Below are 16,379 nucleotides of genomic sequence, written 5' to 3' on the forward strand. Positions count from 1 at the left end.
TGTAAGTTTTCAAGAACGGGGTCCAGGGGCAGTCGCCCCTGGCGGGGTTTGGGGTGTCCCCAATTTCTTCCCTCCTCCTGCCGCCGCAGGCGGCAGAAACGACTTGCACATGATGTTAACAATTAACATCATCTTTTGTTTGCACTGAAAGGGTGGGAGGGCGACACATGAAGCCACTTGTTGCCATCGTTGGCCGACCTAATGTCGGCAAATCTACTTTTTTTAATCGCATGATTGGCGAGCGTGTCGCCATTGTTGAGGATATGCCCGGTACGACCCGTGATCGTCTGTATGGAGATACCGATTGGAACGGTCGTGAGTTTACGCTCATCGATACTGGTGGCCTGGAACTGGGGACGGGCATTCCTGTCGGCCAGGTCGGCCTGACCGGACAGCCAGGCGATATCATGGATCACGTCATGAGCCAGGCTCAGCTCGCTATCGAAGAGGCGGATGTGATAGTATTCATGGTCGACGCGCGTGCCGGCATTACCGCCGCTGATGATGAGGTCGCCGACCTGCTGCGCCGCCGCGCGACTAAGCCGGTCATCCTGGCGGCCAATAAGGCCGATAATGCCTCGCGTCGCCTGGATGTTGTCGAGTTCTATAGCCTGGGCCTGGGCGAACCCACCGATATCTCATCCATTCAGGGTACGGGTACCGGCGACCTGCTGGACAGGATCGTCGAGGCGCTGCCTCCTGTCTCTGAGGAGGACGAAGAGGAAGACGAGCAGACCCCGCGTATCGCCATCGTGGGGCGTCCAAACGTCGGCAAATCCTCGCTGCTCAATGCCATCCTGGGTGTCAATCGCTCAATTGTCAGCGATATCCCCGGCACTACCCGTGATGCCATCGATACCGAGCTTGAGTTTGGGGACCAGAAGATTAAACTGGTTGATACCGCTGGCATCCGCCGCCGTGGTCGCGTGGGCGTGGGCGTGGAGAAATATAGCGTCCTGCGCTCAACCCGCGCCATCGAGCGCTGTGATGTGGCTCTGATGCTCATCGACGCCAGCGAGGGCCTGACGGCGCAGGATACTCATATCGCGGGTACGATCCACGAGATGGGCAAAGGCGTGATTGTGGTGGTCAATAAATGGGACCTGGCGCAGGAGCAGCGCAAAGCCGAGCGCGAGGGCGAGTATCCGCAGCCAGATGAGGAGATCGACGATGCCGAGCACTACCGCAAGGTATTGATGAACGAGCTGAAGTTTATTCCCTATGCGCCCATCATCTTCGCCTCGGCCAAGACCGGTTACCACGTCAAGTCGATTCTAGAGACCGCGCTGAAGATCTCCGATATGCGTTACCTGCGCGTACCGACCGCGCGCCTGAATGAGGTCGTGCAGGAGGCTAAACGCCGCCAGACGCCCGCGTATGTGACTGGTATGAAGCCGCTGCGCGTCTACTACGCGACGCAGATACGCGTCAATCCGCCAACCTTCGTCTTCTTCGTGAACGATCCACGCTCAGTTCACTTCTCCTATGAACGCTTTATGGAGAACCGCCTGCGCGAAGCCTTTAGCTTCAAAGGCACAGGTATCCGCATCTACTTCCGCGCCCGCTCCACCAGAGACGACCGCGAGAAATAATCAATAAAGAAAGTAAAGAAGGGATGTGCTGGCGGCCCGCGGACCGCCAGCACATCCCTTCTTTACTTTCTTTATTTTTCCAACCTTGCAGGTAGTTAACACGTATATGCAACAGAGCGCGGATGAGAAGGAGGGGAATGCACGCGGGCGAACCATCATCGGCTCTACAGCTAATCATAGTATATAAATGAATTGATGGGCTTGTAGAAAAGAACTCTCAGCGACGTTCTTGCTCTGGCTAGAAATAAAAGAGTTTTTACTTATCAATCTATCTGCGATGTTTCAATTGTCATCAATACTACTATATGCTATAGTGGGCATGGAAAACTACATTCCGCATTCCTGCTTCTATGAGGTACGTACCTATGCACATAAAACTCTTCGCTGCTGATAAGACGGATGTCGGCAAGCAACGCGATCAAAACGAAGATCGACCATATCGCAGGGTTGAATCTGCCGAGGATGGTGATCGCGGTCTATTTATAGTCGCTGACGGCATGGGTGGCTATAAAGCGGGGGAAGTTGCCAGTCGCATGGCGGTGGAAACCATTAATAAGGCCATGGATACGTTTTTTAAGCCAATTCATGATCAGCCCACGATCAAGATCGACCGCTCCATGCTGCGTCCCTCGTCTCCCACTGGGAAGCCCTCTAAAGCCGAGACTCATAAACTCTCTGAAGCGACGATGGCGAGTGCCGTAGAGGATCAACTGCGGGCCGCAATCAAGCAAGCAAACCAGGCGATCGTGCGCTATGGCGAGCAGCAATCCGAGGCGCGTGGCCTGGGCAGCACCGTGACTACGCTGCTGATACAGAATGATCTTGCTTATATTGGCAACGTTGGCGACAGTCGTACGTATCTATTACGTAATGGAGCGCTAACCCCTCTTACCAAGGATCACTCTCTGGTCGCCAAGCTGGTCGAGACCAAGCAGATCAAGCCGGAAGAGGTCTATACGCATCCTCATCGTAATCTGATTTATCGTTCGCTGGGTGCTGGTCGCTCAACGCTGGAAGTGGATATCTTCCATGAGACGGTTCAAGCAGGGGATCTCTTCTTGCTCTGTTCTGATGGCCTCTGGGAGATGGTTCATCCCGAGGAGCTTGAGCGCACAATGAAGATGCAGGCCAGTCCACAGGCCATCTGCGATAAGCTCATCGAGCTGGCGAATGCTGGCGGTGGCGAGGACAATATCACCGCTGTTGTGGTTCAGGTAAGCGCTCACTAGCTAACTCGGTGTGCAAGTTTGCACAAACGGGGTCCAGGGGCGGAGCTCCTGGCGGGGTTTGGGGTGTCCCCAAATTCTTTTCCTCTTGCCGCCGCAGGCGGCAGGAAAAGATGAATAGTTTTTATAGCATACTATGCCATCGTGCGGAGCGTTGCGAAGAAAGGTTTAGTGCGTAGAGTATGGCTCTCCCTATAGGTACGATACTCGACGGTAAATTTAAGATTGTTCAGATCCTTGGCGAAGGTGGTATGGGGACCGTCTACAAGGTTGAGCAGCTTGGTACGAATCCTCCCTACTACTACGCCGTTAAAGAGTTGCTCATCAGCCCCAATACCAGCGAGGAAGAGCGCAACTCAGCCGTCGAGCGCTTCAATAAAGAGATCGCGCTCCTACGGAGCCTAAAGCATCCACGGATCGCGGCCTTGATGCTTCCTTTTCAGGATCGCGGGAACTACTACTTCGCCATGGAGTTTGTGCCCGGGCGCAGCCTGGAGAAGATTCTCGAAGATAGCCATGGCCCACTGCCAGAGGAACAGGTCGTTAAGTGGATGATGCAGGTCTGCGAGGCCTTGACCTATATTCATTCGCGTACTCCGCCTATCATCCTGCGCGATCTCAAGCCAGGGAATATCATGATTACCCCCGATAATGAGGTGCAACTGATCGACTTTGGCATTGCGCGCCGCTTTGATCCCAATAAGCGTACGAATACAGAGAACCTGGGCACCATCTCCTATGCCTCGCCAGAGCATCTGGGTTCGATTACCACTCCAGGACAGCGTCGCTCAGTACAGAATCCCGGTCGCCCGGTCCAGACCGATGCTCGCGCCGATATCTACTCTCTTGGCGCGACGATGTTTCACCTGTTGACTAACTATGAGCCAGATCCGATTCAAACGCCTGCTCCTGGCAGTATTCTAGCCAAAAATCCGCGCCTGCTGGCGCGTGAGGTGGGCGGGAAGCGCATCTGTCCCGTCGAGCAGGTAATTATTAAGGCTATGCAGCAGGATCGAGAACAGCGCTTCCAGAGCGCCGAGGCCATGCGCAATGCCCTGCTCTCCTGCCTGCCCGCCTCGGTTCAGGCGCATGCCGCCGTGCCAACAGTGCAGATTCCCGCCATGTCACCGGCAACGACGATTACGGTCCAGGCCCAGCCCGCGTCAACTGTGACGGCGGCTGGCCCTATCTGCCCACGCTGCGGCTTTCACAACCGACCCGGCGCCAAGTTCTGCAAGCGCGATGGCTACCAGCTCGTGCAGGGGGCTGTTCCTCCGCCACAGGCGCGGATGAGTCAGCCTATTCTCGCGCGACCCGTGCGCCAGCCACTCCAGGCACGCTCTTCGTCTATTCTCGCCCGTCCGGTTGGCTCAGGTGGCAGCATTCAGGCGCGCCCGGTGGCCCCCTCTAATGGCGTGGCCCCGGCCAGCGATCCCACAGTGGCTTATCGTGCTGGCTTGCAGGCCTTGAATAATAAGAATTACGCCGAGGCCGTTAACCAGCTGAAGCTTGCTCTGTCCCAGGGTGGAACACCCTATGACATTCTCTATAATCTGGGGCGCGCCTACCGCCAGTACGGCCTCTCTGTGCGCGATATCGATCAGAAGCTCTCGCAGGAGAATATGAAGTATGCCGCCGAGCAGTTTGAAGCAGCACTACAGCACTCGAATACATCCTTCAATGCCTACTTCCAGCTCGGGATGTGCTATCGTGATCTCAGTCTCTTGCCACAGGCTGGGCAGTCCTTCAAGAAGGCGCTCTCGCTCAATCCCGATGACCCGGCAGTCTATTATCAACTCGGCCTGACCTCATTGGAGCAGGGATCCTTCCGCGATGCGGAATCGTACTTACGCGAAGGCCTGCGCCTGAGCCCAGAACACGCTCTGATGCTCGTGGCCCTGGGACGCCTCTATGGAGAAACCAAGCGCACTCGCGAGTCCATTGAGGCCCTGCGCCACGCCGTCCAGATTGATGCTAGCTCCTGGGAGGCCTGGTATCAACTGGGACGCGCCCATATGCGTGCTAAAGAGTGGAAGTATGCCGTGAGCGCGTTTGAGCGCGCCCGCAAAACCGGTGCCCAAAATCCGAACATCTATAGTGCTCTGGCGAACTGTTACCTGAAGTTAAATCGCAAGGCTGAGGCGCGCCAGATGCTTGACGAAGCACTCAAGCGCGATCGCACTAATGCCGAGGCCTTACGTCTACTGAAACAGATCTAAAACGGTGTGTTCGCAAAGTTGTAGAGTCCATGCTTGCATGGACTCCAAGCGCAGCGATATGTTTCCTCCCGGATTTCACTCTGGGGTGCAAGAGTCCATGCAAGCATGGACCCTACATCAATTCACTGCAAATGAAGCAAAGAAGGAGGGCAGAATGCTCTGTCCGTCATGTCATACATCAAATCGTGCAAACGCCAAGTTCTGTAAGGGGTGCGGGCAGGTTCTTCCTGCCGAGCCTGCTCAGGAGGTCGCGGCTCTCGAGGCCACACCTACCCCTTCAGACTCTCCGCTCGATGAGAAGCAGGCGACCGCGAACGGCTCTGCCCCCCCTTCTCAGGAAGCATCCTCCTCTCCAGCGCCCGAGGAGGACGAGGATCAGTTTATCGAAGTGGTCGCGTCTGGACCGGCTTCTGAGGAAGATCTAAGCCAGGCTCCGACCCAGATTCTCTCGCCTGAGAAAATGGTGGAGTATCAGTCGCGCCGCTGGCAGCAAGAGCTAGAGCGCGATCATCAGGGACAGGCCCAATCTTCTCATGAGGAAGATATCGCCGATGCGCCAACCATGATGATGCCGCCTGTGCCGAAAGAAATTTCTCCTGGCGAGGCTGGCGCCTTCACCTTTACCCCCGAGCAGCAGGATATTTCCGAGACGCCAACGGTACTGATGACGCCGCAGGAGAGTACCGCGCTCTTCTCTTCAACTGGGGAAGAGTATCGCACCGTTCCCGCGTATGCTCAGCCGGACGCCTTCTCGGAGAGCGAGACCCATGAAGAAGATGATCGTTATGGGGAGGAGCACGCTGCAAGCGCCGCTTCTCCCACTGGAAATGCAGAGGTTGTAATGGAGCAGGTGACACCACCGCACGATACACATACGACGGAGCAGAATCAGCAAGAGCTACCCACGCCAGCCGTACCTGAACAGGAACCTCCCCAGGGCGCCTATACCGAGGCTCAGGCCGCGTCAACGACAGGCGAGGCGACCAATGAGCAGGAGGGACCGCTGGCGGAGGGCACACTGCTCAATAATCGCTACGAGGTCGCGGAACAACTGGCTGATGAGGAGGGAAGTCGCCTCTACCGGGTGGTCGATCACCAGGGCTACAAGCGCTGCTGGAACTGCGGCTCGACCGAGAATACCGAGGAAGATGACTTTTGCTCGGAGTGTGGCGCGAACTTACAGGATGCCACATATACGATGCGTGAGTTCCTCGCCTCGTCCTCTGGGCAGGCCGACGCGAATCTCGTACATGACGCCATTCTCGATACTTTTGTCGCCAATGGTCATACCTATGTGATTGAGCAGCAGCAGACCCTACAATCGCCCTTCCCCAATGGTGTGCATGTGCTTGCCGCTGGCGACTCCGACGCTGGCAATATGCGCCGCAGCGAACCTAACGAAGACAGCACCCTGGTGCTCCAGTTGCAGCGTAATCATGAATCTTTCTCAACGCCGCTGGGCCTCTATATCGTCGCCGACGGCATGGGCGGACATGACAACGGACAACTCGCCAGTCGTACCGCCATTCGCAGCATCAGCGAGCGTATGCTCCACGAATTACTGCTCGCGTCTCTCTCTGCCGAGCAGGCGGGCCAGGAGGCCGCGCACGACGAGGATTCCCTGGTGACACTGCTGCATGACGCGGTCGAAGATGCCAACGCCACCATCTGCCAGGCCAATCAGCAGAATAAGACCGACATGGGTTGCACCATCACCGGTTTTATGTTAGTGGGGGATTTTGCGTATATCCTCAATGTAGGGGATAGTCGCACCTACCTCCTGCGTGATAGCAAACTCTATAAATTGACGACGGACCACTCCCTGGTTGGCCAGCTGGTCGCGGGCGGTATGATCGAGCCGGACGAAGTCTATACACACCCACAGCGCAATCAGATCTTCCGTAGCCTGGGTGATAAGCTCAATGTCCAGATCGATATTATCAAGCAACAGGTGCATCCCGGTGATGTCCTGCTCAGTTGCTCAGATGGCCTCTGGGAGATGGTACGTGATCCACAGATGGAAGAGATTCTAAATAATGCACCCGATCCACAAACTGCCTGCTCGCATTTGATTGAGACCGCCAACATTAACGGGGGTGAGGATAACGTGAGTGCGGTCGTGGTTTTTGTGCGTTAAAGAAATTCAAACCGGGGTGTGGGGTGTCCCCACAAATTAAAAACATCAATAAGCTGAACTCACGGCTCTATATGATATACTAGGGCCAGCCGATGGCGAAAGGAGCTGACAGACTATGCCCGGAGAGGTAACTCTGACATCCCAGGTAGGGAAAGAATATATGCCAGTAACTGGCGGAAGCCAGCTCGCATATGTGCTGCTAGAAGCCAAACCAAGCGATATTATGGCTCAGGTGCGTATGCCCTTGAACTTCTCCCTGGTCATCGACCATTCTGGCTCGATGAAGGGCGCGAAGCTGCGCAATGTGAAGGAAGCTGTCAAGATGGTCATTGACCGTCTGGAGCCAAGTGACTACATTTCGGTCGTCATCTTTGACGATTCTGCTCAGGTCATTATTCCTTCGATGCCAGCCAACGATCCTGTTGGTATGAAGGCCGCCATTGATCGCATTCAGGACGCGGGCGGCACCACTATGTCGCTGGGTATGATCCAGAGCCTGGGCGAGCTACGCCGCTGGAACATCCCCAACGCCGTGAGCCGCATGATCCTGCTCACCGATGGCGTGACCTATGGTGATACTGATCGCTGCCGCCAGCTCGCGCGTGATGCCGCGGCCGCTGGCATCTCCATCTATCCGCTAGGTATTGGTGCCGACTGGGACGAGAACCTTCTCGATGATGTCGGCCAGCTCAGCGGCGGTACGCCCGCTGAGTTTATCCGCTCACCAAATGATGCCATGACCATCTTTGAGCAGCAGGTGCAGAGCGCCGTGGCTGTTGCCGTGCGTAATGCCGTCATCACACTGAACCTGCCCGCGGGCGTCTCGCCTCGCAAGGCCGTCAGGGTCCTGCCGCTTATTCGCGATATCGATCCCTCGGCCCTCTCCGACCGCCGCGTGGTGGTGCCCCTGGGCGATCTGGAGAAAGATACGGCCCAGTCCGTCCTGGTCGAGCTGATGATTGATCCTCGCCCAGCTGGCCTCTTCCGTATCGCGCAGGCCGAACTCTCCTATGATGTCCCGGTCACCAATGTCATTGGCGAGCGCGTGCGGCAGAACATCACCGTCAGCTTCACCAACGATGCCAATCAGGCCTCCCAGGTCAACGCGCTGGTCATGAACTACGCGGAGAAGGCCAATGCCAATCGCCTGGTGACACGCGTCCTCGACGAGTACAAGCGGACCGGTAAGGCGACGACGAAACTCGCTCCCAATGTGACCCGTGTTCTCGATCAGGAGACACAGGCGGCCCTTGAGCAATTGAACCAGGGCCAGCAGATCTCCCAGGAGCAGGTGAAGTCGATTGGCAATAAGACACGTAAACTCACGCAGCGTCTCGATGACCTGCTGCCATAGAGGTGCAACTACTTAACCTGCGCACTCTCTTGCCGATAACTACATAGAGAAGAGGAAGGATATAACAATGTCAGTACGATGTTCGCTTGGACATGAAAATCCAGATGGGTCGGCTTTCTGCGATGAATGCGGAGAGCCGCTGAACAGCGCGGAACCCACGGTGGCCCCGGTTGCGACCGCGACCGCTCCGGCGGAACCCGCTGCTGCTCCTGCCGATACGGCGACCGGTACTCAGACCTGCCCATCCTGCGGCGCGAGCAATCCCGCTGGTGAGGCCTTCTGTTCGAGCTGTGGCGCGAGCCTTCAGGGCGCGCCCGCTGCTGTGCAGACCCCACCTCCAGCGCCTTCCGCGCCCTCTGAGCCACCTCAACAGGCTCCCGCCTCCCCGGTCTCCGCTCCTGCGGCGCTACACGCCCGCCTGATTGTTGAGGCCGATAACCAGGAGTTTGATCTGAGTGGTAAAGAGAACGTGACGGTTGGTCGCGAAGACGCGGTCAGCAACATCTATCCCGATGTCGATCTCACCCCACATGGTGGTGAAGAGGGCGGTGTCTCGCGCTTGCATGCTCGCATCTTTGTCGAGAATGGCCAGTATATGGTTGAGGACGAGAATAGTACCAATTTCACTTTCTTGAATCGCCAGCGCCTGGCCAGCAAGACGCCAACTCCTCTTCAGGACAATGACGAGGTACGTTTCGGCCGTGTCCTGCTGCGCTTTAAGACCTCCTAGCCTGCCTTGCAAGAGCACATTTAGCGGTGTGGACCGACGCTACTAAAGTACGCGTCGGCCGGGCCACTCCTCGGTGTGGCTAATTGACAGCATACATAATACTCGTTATAATCTACGGGATATTGAAAGTGGAGGTGGCTTGTTCATGAAACGCACATGGCAACCCAAGCGCATTCCGCGTAAGCGCGAACACGGTTTTATGAAGCGCATGCATACCCGCAATGGGCGCCGCGTTCTCAAGGCTCGTCGAGCCAAGGGACGCTGGAGCCTGACGGTCTAGCTTTCGCAGAACGGACGGCTCAGTGCCTCTCGAAAACCTGAGCGCGCAAGCGCTAGCCGCGAGAGCGGCGTTGGTTTTCGCTTAAGGAGGTTGCAGAGTGGCACTTCGACGTGCTCAACGCTTACGCAAAAACGGTGACTTTCAGCGGGTTAGGCAGCAGAGGCAGAGCGTTTCGTCTCGGCTGCTTATTCTCGCCTGGTCACCACATCCGGAATCAGATTTAGAATCACATCTAGAACCTAATGTCGCAATTACCAGGGTGGGGTTCGTGGTAAGCAAACGCATATCCAAGAACGCGACCACCCGTAACACTATTAAACGCTTGCTCTCCGAGGCGGTCAGATCGCTCTGGCACGAAATCCCTCCGGGATATGACCTCGTCCTCACTGCGCGCCACCAGATGGTGGGCACTGACGCTCGTACAGGCAAACGCGTTATCATTGTCGATCTTTCTACGTTGAAACAGGACATTCGTCTCCTGCTTCGTAGGGCTCAGCTCCTGGTCCCTGCTCCCGTGGTAGACGATACAAGGCTTAGTGCCTCCCAGGAAACCTGAGCGCTTGCCGTGCCACCTTTAGGTGGCCCCCGAATGGGGATTGGTTTTCGCATAAGAAGCCTGACCGTTGGTAAAGGTATCCAGTCATTGTGAAATATATCGCACTTGGCTTAATTCGCTTGTATCAGCGCACTCTGTCGGTAGTGATGCCGCCTTCGTGCCGTTTTACACCCTCGTGTTCCCAATATGGATACGAGGCAATTGATCGTTTCGGCTTCTTCCGTGGCGGCTGGCTTACAGCGAAGCGCATCGGGCGCTGCCAACCCTTTTATCACGGTGATTCCTACGATCCCGTGCCAGAGACCTGGCCGGGAAAGTAGAAGGAGAGGAACGCAGGAGAAATTCTCGTGTTTGGAGCTATCGGTAATCTCTTTAACATAATCTTTTCATACCCCATCTTCAACGGCCTGGTGGTGCTCTACCGCCTCTTCGGTGATTTTGGCCTTGCCATCATCGTTCTTACCGTCCTTATCAAGCTTTTACTCTTCCCACTCACTCTTCAGCAGCTGCGCTCCTCCAAGGCCATGCAGGTACTTCAGCCTAAGATCGCCGAGATTAAGAAGAAACACCCCGGCGATGTCCAGTCACAGTCCCTGGCCATGAATCAGCTGTACAAAGAGTATGGTGTGAAACCATTGGCAGGCTGTCTGCCACTCGTGATCCAGCTTCCTGTGCTGTATGGTCTCTACTTTGCGGTCGGCGGCATCTTGCGTGATCAGCACCCAACCGTCGCTAACCTCAATCATGAACTGTATCCTTTTATCGCGCCCTTTACAAAGTTGCCCGACATCAACCTGCGCTGGTTCGAGTTCCTCAATCCTCACTGGTTCATCTCGTTGGGGCAGCCCGATCCTACGCATATCCTGCCGATCCTGGCTGGTCTGGCCACTTTCGTCTCCCTGCGCATGGCTCAGCCGCGCAACGCTCAGGCGAACAAAAACAAAGATAAAAATACGCCTGATCCTATGGTCCAGTCCATGCAGACCATGCAGTATGTGATGCCCTTTGTGACCATCTTCATCGGTTGGACCTTCCCCGCGGGCCTGGCCCTGTACTGGACGGTTTCCTCGATCTTCCAGGCGGTACAGCAATACTTTGTCACCGGCTGGGGCTCCCTGTTGACCACGCCTAAGTTCGCGAATGATCCCAAGGTGGCGCCCGCCGTGGTTGAAAGCACACTCGCAAGCGAAGGCAAGAAGCAGCGTGAGAAAGATCTCCTGCGCCGCTCCAACATCATTGAGGCCGATAGCGCCTCTGATGAGGATGAGGAAGCCGCTAGTGGTCCTGTCGCGAGCCAGATGCGCACTGGAAATAATCGTTCTGGATCATCAACAACGCAACAGCAGCGCCGTCGCTCGCGCAACAGCAGTGCCTCTGCTCGTCGCCGCGGTAGCGCTCAACGTTCGCGAGGCTAAGCTTGATCGATTGCAGCCTACCTCCTTGAGGGTTTGGCTAAGGCTGCTCTTCACACCCGGTGGCTCCTTCGCGAGCCATCTGGGTAAGGGGTATGGGTGTGCCAGGCGGGTCGTGACCTGCCTGGTACACCCATACCCCTTGCCCCTGAACGCCGCAAGCGTGAAGAGACAGGGAGGGGCTGACTCGTCAAGAGTTGTGCCCTTTAGCACAAACTCTTGTTATGAGGTAGGTTGTAATCTATTACTTGTGAAGTTCTTACCGACGCATTTAGGGAGGCAAGGAAACTGTGGAAAGTATAGAGGCTAGTGGTAAAAGCATAGATGAAGCCGTTCAGAAGGCCCTGGCGCATCTCAATCGCCGTCGCGACGAGGTTGATATTGCTGTGCTTCAAGAACCTGCTCGTGGTACCTTTGGCCTGGGAAGCAAGGAGGCCCTCGTCCGCGTGACGGTCCGCCCTTCCACTTCTGGCGCGCTTGGAGGCGCGGTCATTACTCCCGAGATGGCCGATGCCATTCTTGGTTCCGACGACGAACTGGGCGATGTCGATTTCTACGAGGATGAGGAGGAGGAGGAAGAAGAAGAGGAGGAGGAGGAGGAATATGTCGACGAGGCCTATGAGGAAGAAGAGGAATTCGAGGAGGAAGAAGAAGAGGAGGAGGAGGAAGGTGACGAGGACGAGGATGTGACGCCCTTCATCTCCGCCGATACCTTCCCTGCCCTGACCTCTGCTGCGGCAATCGCCTCTGAATCCGAGACGGAAGCCACCGAGCAGCCGGCTGGCGCCCTCCCACTCGTTGAGAAACCTTCGCGCGAAGATATCGAGATCACGGTGGATGTGCTCCAGAACATCTTGCGCCACTTGAATATTCGCGCTACGGTCCAGGTCCGCTCAACCAGCCCGCTGACCCTTAACATTCATGGTATGCATGAGAATCTTGGCCTGCTCATCGGCCGCCGTGGCGAGACCCTGGCCGCGCTCCAGCTGCTGGTGAACCTGATCGTGAGCCATCGCACACATCATCGGATGCGCATCATCATTGATGCTGAGAACTATCGTATGCGCCGCGAAGAGAATCTGCGCTCCCTGGCCCAACGCGTGGCTCAGCAGGTGCGCAACTATCGCCGCTCAATCGCGCTTGAGGCGATGCCACCTCATGAACGCCGTATCGTTCACCTGGCTCTCTCCGAGAGTGGTGATATCAGTACCGAGAGCATCGGTGAGGGCGACGCGCGCCGCGTGGTCATCTCACTAAAGCGTCCCGGTCGGTAATACAAACAATAATAACAAAAACATCTCTCCCACAAGCTATTTGAAAAAAGGAGCGGGGCGATTCTCTGGATGGAATCGCCCCACAACATTCTCTTATGCTGGACGCCTACTCTGCCTCACCCAACTTTCTCGCCATCGGCCACGTCACGAAAGATCTGCATCCCGATGGTACCTTCTCACTCGGTGGCACCGTTACTTTTGCCACCCTGGCCGCCTATCGCCTGGGACTAGTTCCCACTATCGTGACTTCGGCCGATGCCGATCTCCTCTCTCGCCTCCCCTCGCTCCTCTCGCCCGCCATCCCCGTTCAAGCCATCCCCTCCGCCGAGACATCTACGTTCGTCAATGTATATGCCCAGGGCTTCCGCACCCAGTATTTGTGCGCCCGCGCCAGCACTATCCAGCCCGACCATATTCCCACCGCCTGGCGCGACCTCCCAGTCGTGCTCCTGGGACCTCTGGCGCAAGAACTGACACCCCAGATCCTCTCGGTCTTTCCACGCCGACCCGGTCGCATCCTGGCCGCCACGCCCCAGGGCTGGCTGCGCCGCTGGGATGCCGATGGGCGCGTCTGGCCTACGCCCTGGCTCGATGCCGAGCAGGTGCTCCCCCAGCTCGATGTGCTGATCCTCAGCCACGATGACCTGCTCCCCTTCGCCAATGGTAGCCGCACCGAGGCAGACGCCATTCTTAACGCCTGGAGCCAGCGTGTCCCCATGCTCGTCGCCACCGATGGCCGCCACGGCGCCACCCTCTATCAGCAGGGCGTTCCCGCCAGTTTTCCGGCCTATCCCGCCCACGAGGTCGACCCCACCGGCGCGGGTGATGTCTTCGCCGCTTCCTTCCTCGCCACCTCTACCAGCATGGCGATCCCGCCCAGGCCACCAACTTCGCCAACTGCGCTGCCTCCTTCTCCGTTGAGCAGCCCGGCATCAGCGGCATCCCCACCCCCGCCCAGGTTGCCCAGCGCCTGCGCCCCCTCTCGTAAATTTGCTCCCATATACGCTTGTGCTCATGCTAACAATACAAGTACAATACAACATGAAGCACAAAGCATTTATCCGGGTAAGAACCGGGTAAGGTAGCCTGGTATGCCCTGGCGGCCTTCGGTCGCCAGGGCATACCAGACCACTTATAACCAAACGGCCAGAAACATTTCCGTTTTTTGTAGGGCGAGAGGAATAGAGGGATAGATACACCTGGTTACGTGCTAGCCTGACCAGGATTACGAAGTAGAGGGAGAATATGATCGATCTAAATGATCCCACGCTTCAAGAGCGTTTGCGGCGTCGCACTCCGGAGGGACGCTACGAAATCAGCGAGATCGAGCTGGTCCAAAATATACGCGCGCGCCAACGTGCTGGCGATACACCGGGAGTGAGCATGCTGGCAGAGGTGTTGCTTCAACGCTGCGCCCCCTTCTTTCAGCGCCACTCTCAGGGCCTGCGCCATCGCCCAGAGCTACGCGAGGAGGTCATCTCGAATATGAGCGAGCACCTGCTACGCGAGGCTCTCAATCCAAAAGAGGTATTTATTACCCAGAACTTTGTCCATTATCTACGCTGTCTCTGCGTCGACGAGTTTAACCGCGTGCTACGCCAGGAGGGCCTCTACTATCGCCGCGATGACGAGGGGCGACCTGCCGGCCGACCCCAGCATGTGCCACGCGCTCTGGTAGAATCCCTGCGCTCAGCCTCGCCGGATGACGAGAACATGCCCAGCTCCGACGTGGCTGATCCACAGGACCAGTACGAGGTGCTACACGCCAACGATGAGAGTAAGCGTATTTTAACCTACCTGAATGACCCTCTGGATCGTATGATTATGGTCCTGCGTGTCCTGGAGGGCATGAAATGGGACGATATCGCCGTTGTCTGTAAGCGTACCGAGCGCACCGTCCGTCTACGCTATGAGCGCGCTCGCAGCTATCTGCGCGAATGTATCGCGCACGAGGGCCAACATTCATATCCACCCATGATTTCACAGCAATAACTATCCAGGTTTCCAGTGCAGAAAAAGGGGGTGCAGGGGTCTCCCCTGCCGGGGCGCGGGGTGTCCCCGCTTTTTCCAAACTCTTTTCTTAAGAAAGCACTGGAGAAGATAAAAAGGGTTGAGGCACGAAAGGAGCACTCACGATGAGCATGTCAATACAAGAACTCAAAATGGCCTGGCTGGCCGCCAGGGAGGCAGGTGATGCGCAGACACAGCTACAAATCCTGCGCGAGCATCCCACAGCACAGGCTGAACTGACTGACTTTATCGCTGGCTATTATGCCACCACCGTCGAGGAGCTAGAGGAGAACGCGACCATTCTGCCATTAACGCAGCGCGCCCTGCAAAGCGCGTTCCAGCGCGTCCTCGTCCCGCAGGTTGAGACTGTGACCCTCGTTGAGCTACGCAAGAGCCGCAATCTCAAAAAGGTCGATGTGGCCAGGGCCTTGCGCCTCTCGGTCGATGTCTGGAACAAGTTTGAGGCGGGCGCCATCGAGGCCGCCAGCCTGAGCCAGCGCCAGCTAGAGCGTCTCGCGGGTTACTTCCAGCTCTCACTCGATCAGTTCGCCACGCTGCTGGACAATAGCCAGCCCGCGCTAACCTATAATCGCCGCCAGACCTCTCAAGCTGCACGCAAGCAGGAACAGGGACCACAGAAACAGAGCTTCGCCGAGGCCATCGCGCGCAGTAATATGTCAAGCGAAGATCAGGCCTTCTGGCTGGAGCAGTAGGCTAGCCTGTGCGCTGTTCGTCTTTCGTGCCGTATGACCCTTGCCCTTTAGTTTCGTCCCTTTGTCGCGTAGCCAACATAAGAAACGAGCTTTGGCCCACCCACACCCAGCGTCAGGCGCCCTTTGACGAGACGGGGTGTGAAGCCAACCATCTCGCGCACCGCTAGCTGGTGCCTGCTCAGTGTCGCGTGAAGCTCTCGTGGTTTGATAAAATGCTGGTAGTCATGTAACCCTGGAACCAGGCCATGCTCATGGAAGAAGCGCTCGCCAATCCAGATCAAGGCCAGGCGGGCCAGGAGTGTGCGATTGATGGTATCAAAGATAAAGATGCCTCCGGGCGCCAGAACTCGTGCGATCTCGTGGATTGTCGCGTCCAGGTCCTGGACATGCTCCAGAACATCCAGGCACACAATCACGGAAAAGCTCCCACTGGCATAGGGGAGCCGCTCGGCGTAGCCCTGCGCAAAAAATGCCTGCTGCCCCAATCCCGCCTGCTGTACCTTTGCGCGTGCGACCTCCAATGCCTGAATTGATGGATCAATCCCAAAGGTGACCGCGCCTCGCCGCGCCAGGCTCGCGCAGATCAAGCCCCCTCCACACCCTACCTCCAGTACCTCCTGCTGTGGCAACGCTTCCCGCCCAAAAACACGCTCCACCCGCTCCTCAATATAGTCACAGCGCTCCTCCGTAATCTGAAAGAGCAGACAACTCTTGTCCCACCAGTTATACGTTGAAAATATCTCATCCTGCGCCAACCTGGGCGCCCCTTTAGCAGTCAGAAATCGCATAGGCCCCCTCTGCTCGCAAAAAATAATCTCTCCTCATTCTAGCATAGAAATAAACGTAACTGTTTGGTGTTCTCTTGTGATTAGATGA

At 56.7% G+C, this 16,379-nt stretch carries 15 protein-coding genes; 14 read left to right on the forward strand and 1 reads right to left on the reverse strand.

The genetic code is table 11. The annotated features are described in order from the left end of the window. Positions 1 to 167: 167 nt before the first annotated feature. The 14 genes from der to JMJ16_RS39790 all read left to right on the forward strand — a co-directional run bounded on the left by der (position 168) and on the right by JMJ16_RS39790 (position 15,503). Complete coding sequence (gene der / locus JMJ16_RS39725) at positions 168 to 1,592, forward strand: ribosome biogenesis GTPase Der (protein ID WP_201390472.1); 1,425 nt, start codon at positions 168 to 170, stop codon at positions 1,590 to 1,592. Positions 1,593 to 1,957: 365 nt separating this feature from the next. Further along, on the forward strand, positions 1,958 to 2,821 hold the full coding sequence (locus JMJ16_RS39730) for a PP2C family serine/threonine-protein phosphatase (RefSeq protein ID WP_201390474.1): 864 nt from the start codon (positions 1,958 to 1,960) through the stop codon (positions 2,819 to 2,821). 179 nt (positions 2,822 to 3,000) lie between these two features. Further along, positions 3,001 to 5,037, forward strand: a complete 2,037-nt coding sequence (locus JMJ16_RS39735) for a protein kinase (RefSeq protein WP_201390477.1) — start codon at positions 3,001 to 3,003, stop codon at positions 5,035 to 5,037. Between the two features lie 154 nt (positions 5,038 to 5,191). Further along, a complete protein-coding gene (locus JMJ16_RS39740) occupies positions 5,192 to 7,174 on the forward strand; it encodes a protein phosphatase 2C domain-containing protein (protein ID WP_201390478.1) in 1,983 nt (660 codons plus the stop codon). Between the two features lie 115 nt (positions 7,175 to 7,289). Beyond that, positions 7,290 to 8,528: a VWA domain-containing protein gene (locus JMJ16_RS39745; protein WP_201390480.1), complete on the forward strand. Its 1,239-nt coding sequence runs from the start codon at positions 7,290 to 7,292 to the stop codon at positions 8,526 to 8,528. 67 nt (positions 8,529 to 8,595) lie between these two features. Next, positions 8,596 to 9,258 carry an FHA domain-containing protein gene (locus JMJ16_RS39750; RefSeq protein ID WP_201390482.1) on the forward strand — a complete coding sequence of 221 codons (663 nt, stop codon included), beginning with the start codon at positions 8,596 to 8,598 and terminating at the stop codon, positions 9,256 to 9,258. Between the two features lie 145 nt (positions 9,259 to 9,403). Continuing rightward, a complete protein-coding gene (rpmH, locus tag JMJ16_RS39755; RefSeq protein ID WP_007912655.1) occupies positions 9,404 to 9,538 on the forward strand; it encodes a 50S ribosomal protein L34 in 135 nt (44 codons plus the stop codon). Between the two features lie 97 nt (positions 9,539 to 9,635). Beyond that, entirely contained in the window at positions 9,636 to 10,094 is a 459-nt protein-coding gene (gene rnpA / locus JMJ16_RS39760; protein WP_201390484.1) for a ribonuclease P protein component, read from the forward strand. Between the two features lie 89 nt (positions 10,095 to 10,183). Beyond that, on the forward strand, positions 10,184 to 10,414 hold the full coding sequence (gene yidD / locus JMJ16_RS39765; protein ID WP_007912653.1) for a membrane protein insertion efficiency factor YidD: 231 nt from the start codon (positions 10,184 to 10,186) through the stop codon (positions 10,412 to 10,414). Between the two features lie 27 nt (positions 10,415 to 10,441). After that, positions 10,442 to 11,509 carry a YidC/Oxa1 family membrane protein insertase gene (locus JMJ16_RS39770; RefSeq protein WP_201390486.1) on the forward strand — a complete coding sequence of 356 codons (1,068 nt, stop codon included), beginning with the start codon at positions 10,442 to 10,444 and terminating at the stop codon, positions 11,507 to 11,509. Positions 11,510 to 11,796: 287 nt separating this feature from the next. Then, positions 11,797 to 12,780 (forward strand): RNA-binding cell elongation regulator Jag/EloR, encoded by a 984-nt coding sequence (jag, locus tag JMJ16_RS39775; protein WP_201390488.1) that lies wholly within the window; start codon positions 11,797 to 11,799, stop codon positions 12,778 to 12,780. Positions 12,781 to 12,875: 95 nt separating this feature from the next. Then, the gene (locus JMJ16_RS39780; protein ID WP_201390490.1) at positions 12,876 to 13,865 is read left to right on the forward strand and encodes a PfkB family carbohydrate kinase; all 990 of its coding nucleotides are present in this window, start codon (positions 12,876 to 12,878) and stop codon (positions 13,863 to 13,865) included. Between the two features lie 160 nt (positions 13,866 to 14,025). Continuing rightward, complete coding sequence (locus JMJ16_RS39785) at positions 14,026 to 14,772, forward strand: RNA polymerase sigma factor (RefSeq protein WP_201369976.1); 747 nt, start codon at positions 14,026 to 14,028, stop codon at positions 14,770 to 14,772. Positions 14,773 to 14,915: 143 nt separating this feature from the next. After that, entirely contained in the window at positions 14,916 to 15,503 is a 588-nt protein-coding gene (locus JMJ16_RS39790) for a helix-turn-helix transcriptional regulator (RefSeq protein WP_201390493.1), read from the forward strand. Positions 15,504 to 15,550: 47 nt separating this feature from the next. On the opposite strand, the gene ubiG is transcribed toward JMJ16_RS39790, so the two are convergent. Then, the gene (gene ubiG, locus JMJ16_RS39795) at positions 15,551 to 16,291 is read right to left on the reverse strand and encodes a bifunctional 2-polyprenyl-6-hydroxyphenol methylase/3-demethylubiquinol 3-O-methyltransferase UbiG (RefSeq protein WP_201390495.1); all 741 of its coding nucleotides are present in this window, start codon (positions 16,289 to 16,291) and stop codon (positions 15,551 to 15,553) included. Between the last annotated feature and the right edge of the window lie 88 nt (positions 16,292 to 16,379).

This window comes from Ktedonobacter sp. SOSP1-52, assembly GCF_016587395.1.

Coding starts and splice junctions, on each gene's coding strand:
- der (WP_201390472.1), top strand. CDS start 168: ATGAAGCCACTTGTTGCCATCGTTGGCCGACCTAATGTCGGCAAATCT.
- JMJ16_RS39730 (WP_201390474.1), top strand. CDS start 1,958: ATGCACATAAAACTCTTCGCTGCTGATAAGACGGATGTCGGCAAGCAA.
- JMJ16_RS39735 (WP_201390477.1), top strand. CDS start 3,001: ATGGCTCTCCCTATAGGTACGATACTCGACGGTAAATTTAAGATTGTT.
- JMJ16_RS39740 (WP_201390478.1), top strand. CDS start 5,192: ATGCTCTGTCCGTCATGTCATACATCAAATCGTGCAAACGCCAAGTTC.
- JMJ16_RS39745 (WP_201390480.1), top strand. CDS start 7,290: ATGCCCGGAGAGGTAACTCTGACATCCCAGGTAGGGAAAGAATATATG.
- JMJ16_RS39750 (WP_201390482.1), top strand. CDS start 8,596: ATGTCAGTACGATGTTCGCTTGGACATGAAAATCCAGATGGGTCGGCT.
- rpmH (WP_007912655.1), top strand. CDS start 9,404: ATGAAACGCACATGGCAACCCAAGCGCATTCCGCGTAAGCGCGAACAC.
- JMJ16_RS39780 (WP_201390490.1), top strand. CDS start 12,876: ATGCTGGACGCCTACTCTGCCTCACCCAACTTTCTCGCCATCGGCCAC.
- JMJ16_RS39785 (WP_201369976.1), top strand. CDS start 14,026: ATGATCGATCTAAATGATCCCACGCTTCAAGAGCGTTTGCGGCGTCGC.
- JMJ16_RS39790 (WP_201390493.1), top strand. CDS start 14,916: ATGAGCATGTCAATACAAGAACTCAAAATGGCCTGGCTGGCCGCCAGG.
- ubiG (WP_201390495.1), bottom strand. CDS start 16,291: ATGCGATTTCTGACTGCTAAAGGGGCGCCCAGGTTGGCGCAGGATGAG.